Source organism: Lactiplantibacillus sp. ME-2, from assembly GCF_022549155.1.
Lineage (GTDB): Bacteria > Bacillota > Bacilli > Lactobacillales > Lactobacillaceae > Lactiplantibacillus > Lactiplantibacillus plantarum.
On sequence record NZ_JAKZEQ010000078.1, the window covers coordinates 1 to 4,453 of the forward strand.

11 protein-coding genes are annotated in these 4,453 nt (G+C 41.0%); all 11 read right to left on the reverse strand.

Annotation, left to right across the window (positions count from 1 at the left end; all coding sequences use genetic code 11):
- Positions 1-162 precede the first annotated feature (162 nt).
- The 11 genes from MMY95_RS15055 to MMY95_RS15105 all read right to left on the reverse strand — a co-directional run bounded on the left by MMY95_RS15055 (position 163) and on the right by MMY95_RS15105 (position 4,341).
- On the reverse strand, positions 163-309 hold the full coding sequence (locus MMY95_RS15055) for a hypothetical protein (protein ID WP_241277781.1): 147 nt from the start codon (positions 307-309) through the stop codon (positions 163-165).
- A gap of 198 nt (positions 310-507) precedes the next feature.
- Positions 508-933 (reverse strand): transcriptional regulator, encoded by a 426-nt coding sequence (locus tag MMY95_RS15060; RefSeq protein ID WP_045351760.1) that lies wholly within the window; start codon positions 931-933, stop codon positions 508-510.
- Positions 914-1,084: a hypothetical protein gene (locus tag MMY95_RS15065; protein WP_241277782.1), complete on the reverse strand. Its 171-nt coding sequence runs from the start codon at positions 1,082-1,084 to the stop codon at positions 914-916. Before MMY95_RS15065 ends, MMY95_RS15060 begins: the two co-directional genes overlap by 20 nt.
- 82 nt (positions 1,085-1,166) lie before the next feature.
- Positions 1,167-1,547: a YopX family protein gene (locus tag MMY95_RS15070; protein WP_241277783.1), complete on the reverse strand. Its 381-nt coding sequence runs from the start codon at positions 1,545-1,547 to the stop codon at positions 1,167-1,169.
- Positions 1,540-1,686 carry a hypothetical protein gene (locus MMY95_RS15075; RefSeq protein ID WP_155295630.1) on the reverse strand — a complete coding sequence of 49 codons (147 nt, stop codon included), beginning with the start codon at positions 1,684-1,686 and terminating at the stop codon, positions 1,540-1,542. Before MMY95_RS15075 ends, MMY95_RS15070 begins: the two co-directional genes overlap by 8 nt.
- A 15-nt stretch (positions 1,687-1,701) precedes the next feature.
- Positions 1,702-1,860, reverse strand: coding sequence for a hypothetical protein (locus tag MMY95_RS15080; protein WP_187338208.1), 159 nt, complete (start codon positions 1,858-1,860; stop codon positions 1,702-1,704).
- Positions 1,861-1,862: 2 nt separating this feature from the next.
- Positions 1,863-2,030, reverse strand: a complete 168-nt coding sequence (locus MMY95_RS15085; protein ID WP_241277784.1) for a hypothetical protein — start codon at positions 2,028-2,030, stop codon at positions 1,863-1,865.
- A gap of 3 nt (positions 2,031-2,033) precedes the next feature.
- A complete protein-coding gene (locus MMY95_RS15090; protein ID WP_064619350.1) occupies positions 2,034-2,345 on the reverse strand; it encodes a hypothetical protein in 312 nt (103 codons plus the stop codon).
- A 2-nt stretch (positions 2,346-2,347) separates the two neighbouring features.
- Positions 2,348-2,650 (reverse strand): hypothetical protein, encoded by a 303-nt coding sequence (locus MMY95_RS15095; protein ID WP_053267118.1) that lies wholly within the window; start codon positions 2,648-2,650, stop codon positions 2,348-2,350.
- A 135-nt stretch (positions 2,651-2,785) separates the two neighbouring features.
- Positions 2,786-3,571, reverse strand: coding sequence for an ATP-binding protein (locus MMY95_RS15100; protein ID WP_241277785.1), 786 nt, complete (start codon positions 3,569-3,571; stop codon positions 2,786-2,788).
- The gene (locus MMY95_RS15105) at positions 3,571-4,341 is read right to left on the reverse strand and encodes a replication protein (protein WP_241277786.1); all 771 of its coding nucleotides are present in this window, start codon (positions 4,339-4,341) and stop codon (positions 3,571-3,573) included. Before MMY95_RS15105 ends, MMY95_RS15100 begins: the two co-directional genes overlap by 1 nt.
- Positions 4,342-4,453: the final 112 nt, after the last annotated feature.

The following is a 4,453-nucleotide window of genomic DNA, read 5'->3' on the forward strand; positions in this document are numbered from 1 at the left end:
ACACCATCCTGTGTTGCCTCTTAAAACGTCTACCTATTCCGCCACAAGCACGTGTTATACAGTTTTAGCCCTCATGAGTGACCATGCTGTATAACTATATCGCCAGTAGGACTCGAACCTACACACATTACCCATAAATAATAACGGTGATACTTTAATTTGTTATTTTGATGTAGGACATTTTACCTTAACATTGAAATCATAATGAGCCAACGTTTGACCGTCATCTAAATCTTCGTTTGATCTGTTAATTGATACCAAATGACCATGTAAAATTTCATTTAATAATTGTTCAATAATTTTAAACATAACCAATTCCTCCTTAATTTCAATTTAACTATATCGCTGGTAGGCCTCGAACCTACATCCCATTGTGGCTTACCAATTAGCCCACAGCGATTACCAGTCTGTAATTTGGAGGATTACTTCATGCACGTCAATCACATTTGGCATACTACCAATTTAGCACGTTTGTAGGGGTCAAAAGTGCACGATTAGTGCACGTTTTTATATTTCATACAATCCAAACCCCTTAGCGCAATCGTTGATAAAAGTTTTCTTTAAGTCAAACGCTTTTCGACGGCTAACATTTATCATATGATTTGCAATTAATCCGTCAATTGTGTACTGCTGGTGTTTCTTAAAATATAGCTCATTTATAATTACTTCTGTATCACGGCCAACGCCGTCTAAACAATCATCAATCACTTCTCGCTGACGCTTCAATGTGTTAATGCGCCGATCATCGTCAATTGTAATGAGCGTATTTAACGCCGTTTCGGTATATTTGTATTGTGCCTTGCCACCTCCGACATTATCATCACGAGGGACAGTTGGATAACGTAATTCCTGTTCACGTTTCTCGATATACTTGTCAATCTTGGGATAGTCACGTAGAATATCTTCAACTTTTCTAATCGTCGTTCGTTTCACTACCAATTCCCCTTTCACTCAACACCATAATGTCAGCAATGAAGTCCTGGCCAATTTGTGCCTGTTGCTCAGTTGTCAGTGCCACGTTCATTTCAAGGTTAGCAACCGTGGCTTTCGTTTGAATTGCTTTGGCGTATTCGGTGTCAGTCATTTGTCTTCCTCCTGTTTACGTTTTTATAAAAAAGATGTAAAAATGGAAATTTGACGCTTGCTTTCTATAAAATGTCTTAAAATCAGCCTTTCAGCAGTTCTGGGTTCTCGTGCACGTTGCCAATAACCTTTGAACCGTGAGTTTCACCTATAAGGTCAAAGGTTTGGATAGTTTCAATTAAATCTGCTAAAAATTTACCGCTAGCAAATTTAACAATTGACCGATACTTCCGATTTTCTAAAATATCACCTTCATAGATATCCTTGCCGTTCACGTCTGTCAGGCCAGTAAACTGTTCAAGCTCAAACAGTGCGCCAATTTCATCAACTCTGCCATCGTTAGAGCACTCGTCCTGCCCATCAGTACTAGCCTCTGCCCAATAGGCTTGACCATGAATGAATTCGATATTGTCAGGTAACAGCATTTTATTCTGAACCTTGTCCCACGCCCTAAACTTAATCATCGTCGCCATCTCCTACCAAATCATCTAGCTCGTTTATTGCTTGTTTAATTCCAGCAGCGGTTGCAAGCATTCTTAAATCCATCCAGCCTTCGTAATCTTTGACTAACAGTTCACGTAATTCTTTCATTTCATCGGTCATCGTCGCCATCTCCAATCATTTCCTAGAACTCAAAAGTTCCAGTGCTATTACAATCCATGCCACAACACTGATAAAAGTAACCCCATGCCAGAATCCGTCTAAGAAGTTCCCAATGGTTGTGACTAAAATAAATAAGGCTATCATGCCAAGTCCAATTTTATTTTTAATACTCATTTTCAATCCTCCCCGAACGCTTCAAACGCCCACTTGCGAATGTTGTATGGATCATATTCCTTTAACAATTGCTTTCTATCCAGCGTTTTAGCTTTATTCTCCTCGGCGTGCTCCTTCATGCGCCGGTGCTTCCGTTTAATCGTTGAACGCTTCTTAGTGTGTTTAGGCATAACTTACAATCCTTCCAGGACTCGCTCTTTAATGTACGTGTCAAACTGCTGTTCAATTTCATGACTCTTTCTGGCTAACTGATCCACTGTTTTTATGTGCTCACTACCAGTCCGGATTAAATACCCACGAAGCCATTGCAATGCGTCCTCGACGTTTTTACAGTGTGCTAAGGGTGCTTCTACCAGCCGATTAATACCAGACTTTTCATCGTAGCTAGTTACCGGATGCCCATGGCTGTCTAATGACATCCTGTTAACCTTAACTTCGTATTTGTCACTAGTCAGATGATACTGGTCAATTTTCATATCAATCATGCTTATTTGTCCTCCGTAATGTAGTATTTGTTTTCGTCAATCGCACGAATGCGTCTATCCAGCCAAGCGTTATTGTGCTTTAGCTCCCGAGACGTCCTAGTTTTACCCTGCTTGCCTTTCATGACTAATTTAATAGCATTATACTGGGTACGTGTAATCTCCGTGTAATCGCCTGACACGGCCTTAATTCCAGGCATCTTATGCAAGTTAGCTAGTTTGCTCTTAGGTACGTTATCCATGCTGCCATATCTCGCTTCTAGCTTATGAATTACTTCCAGTTCTTTAAGCCAATTTTTTCTTGTCATAGGCTAACTTCCTTTCAAGCTCTTGTTCGTAATGAGCGTGTATCTCATTCGTACAATTTGGGCATGGGGCAAACGTGAAACCATAACTCCCAAGTGGTTGCTGAACAACTTTACTACCATGACATAATTCACAACTCATACACTTCTGACTCCTTCCATGTTGTCAAACAGCAATTGACAGCTAGTATCCTTGGTATATAAGCGATCGATTGTTTTGCAATCATACATACTTTCTAATTGCTTACGTGTGTTGTTAGTCGTAATGATGGTTATATGCTTGACTTCGTTATGATCAAAATCGCAACGAGCATTCGCCACTTGATACATCAGCGTCTGCAAATCTTTGTGCACTGGCTTGTAGAATCCTTTTTCGGTTGGTTTACCGCCTTCAGTACCAAAATCGTCTAAAACTAGAACATCAACGTTTTGCATGTCTTTTAAAACGTATAGTAACCGTTGACGTACGTCCGGTGCTTCGTATTTCTCATTTACCAGCCGTAGCAACTCAGCTGTTGAGACAAACATTGCTGTTTGGCCTACACTCATTAGCTGATACATGATTGCTAGTGCTAACGATGTTTTACCAACACCAGGGCCGCCTGCAAGTGCTACGTTGAACTGGTTAGTCTCTAATTGCCTAGCTAACTTAAATGCTTGATTGCCAAGCTCTCTAGCTTTAGCTTGATTAGGCTGTTTATCAACCTGCCAATCATTAAAGCTAAATCGTAGCGGCACGCCTCCAGACCAGACTGACATGCGATAGTAATACCGTTTTCGGTTAGCAATTACGCCCGCATTCGCCCGATCAATTGTTTGATGATCCAATTCTTCTTTGGTTGGCAACTTAGTTGTATCAATTCCTCTAGCCGCTACTACTTTCTGAATCGTGGCTTGATTGAATAGCTTCGTTACATTTTCCATTAGCCAAACCAGTCCTCTCGTGTTTGTGGCGCAACATTAGTCGGGCGATCCCGTTCAGCCTGACCCATGAGCGTGTCATACTGCTTGCGTAGCTTCCCTGCCGACAAAATGTTTGCTTGCCAGAATGAATTGTCCTGCGACCAATCTACTAGCCAATCTAATTTTTCATAATCACGATGATCACGTTCATGAGCTAGACGGATGTCATTAGCCCATTTCTGTAAGTTTGGTTCTTTGAAGTCAGATTGCCGTTGCTTAATTCTGGTCAATAAATGGAGTGCTACTTGGTAGGGTGGATCATCGGGTCCATACTCGGTTTTTGAGTTGGGACGTTTATTATTTGTAGTCTCTGTAGTAGTCTCTGGTAATCTATTGGTATTGGTTGGCCCATTTTGGGCTACTCCATTGGGACATTCTGGCCTATTCGTTGGCCCATTTTGACCCAATGGTTGGCCCTCTAATTTTTCGTAGTTAATGCGGTACCATTTAGTCTTATCAAACCCGGCCTTGTTGTAGTTTCCAGAGATCAAAAACTCGTCTTTCTCAAGGCTTGTAATCGCCCGTTTTAAAGTCTTTATGCTCCAAAAAGGAAATTGTTTATGCCAACTCGTATAGCTGTTGTAAATCCACTTATACCCATCACGTTCGTTGTTTGAACGATTTAGCCAGTAATGGAACTGCTGTAAAACAATTGCTTCGTTTAGACCAACCTTAACGGCCAGCGACGGCAGCACCTGTAACGGTGGTTCACTAATTAAAAGGTTATTCATCTATATCACCTCAATCATATAGTAGGCATTCCACCCACCCGGTGTATTAGTCACTGCTGTATTTACCTTTCAAGCCAATTCGTTTTAACGTTTCTTTATCTAGTTTTATGCC

Excerpts from the sequence above, each read along its gene's own strand:
- MMY95_RS15080 (WP_187338208.1), bottom strand. The coding sequence starts at position 1,860 with ATGAGTATTAAAAATAAAATTGGACTTGGCATGATAGCCTTATTTATT.
- MMY95_RS15085 (WP_241277784.1), bottom strand. The coding sequence starts at position 2,030 with ATGCCTAAACACACTAAGAAGCGTTCAACGATTAAACGGAAGCACCGG.
- MMY95_RS15090 (WP_064619350.1), bottom strand. The coding sequence starts at position 2,345 with ATGATTGATATGAAAATTGACCAGTATCATCTGACTAGTGACAAATAC.
- MMY95_RS15100 (WP_241277785.1), bottom strand. The coding sequence starts at position 3,571 with ATGGAAAATGTAACGAAGCTATTCAATCAAGCCACGATTCAGAAAGTA.
- MMY95_RS15105 (WP_241277786.1), bottom strand. The coding sequence starts at position 4,341 with ATGAATAACCTTTTAATTAGTGAACCACCGTTACAGGTGCTGCCGTCG.
- MMY95_RS15070 (WP_241277783.1), bottom strand. The coding sequence starts at position 1,547 with ATGATTAAGTTTAGGGCGTGGGACAAGGTTCAGAATAAAATGCTGTTA.
- MMY95_RS15065 (WP_241277782.1), bottom strand. The coding sequence starts at position 1,084 with ATGACTGACACCGAATACGCCAAAGCAATTCAAACGAAAGCCACGGTT.
- MMY95_RS15095 (WP_053267118.1), bottom strand. The coding sequence starts at position 2,650 with ATGACAAGAAAAAATTGGCTTAAAGAACTGGAAGTAATTCATAAGCTA.
- MMY95_RS15075 (WP_155295630.1), bottom strand. The coding sequence starts at position 1,686 with ATGACCGATGAAATGAAAGAATTACGTGAACTGTTAGTCAAAGATTAC.
- MMY95_RS15055 (WP_241277781.1), bottom strand. The coding sequence starts at position 309 with ATGTTTAAAATTATTGAACAATTATTAAATGAAATTTTACATGGTCAT.